At 22.1% G+C, this 263-nt stretch carries 1 protein-coding gene; it reads left to right on the top strand.

Translation table 11 applies throughout. The features are described 5' to 3' along the window. Positions 1-39: 39 nt before the first annotated feature. Positions 40-263: hypothetical protein (locus RI68_RS03005; RefSeq protein WP_026071962.1), on the top strand; the 224-nt coding region annotated here is incomplete at its 3' end.

The following is a 263-nucleotide window of genomic DNA, read 5'->3' as shown; positions in this document are numbered from 1 at the left end:
AATTTTATCAACATTTAACCACGAAGCAACCAAATCATCATGTGGCATTTCATTAATACTTGGTTAACTAAGTTAAATAACAGTCTTCATAAGATAAGTAGTGCTTTCTTTACTTATCAAAATCAATGGTTAAACTTAGGTTTATTAATGATTATTTTATTATTTCTTCCTCATATTTTATATTTAATTGATTTTCTTTTTAAAATTCTTTATCACGTTCTACGGTTTATTTATTATTTAGGAAAATATCTTTTATTATTATT

Source organism: Vaccinium witches'-broom phytoplasma str. VAC (assembly GCF_000309405.1).
Taxonomy (GTDB): Bacteria; Bacillota_I; Bacilli_A; order Acholeplasmatales; family Acholeplasmataceae; genus Phytoplasma.
Note: the sequence above shows the minus strand (reverse complement) of the source record. Positions and strands in the feature narration are given on the sequence as shown.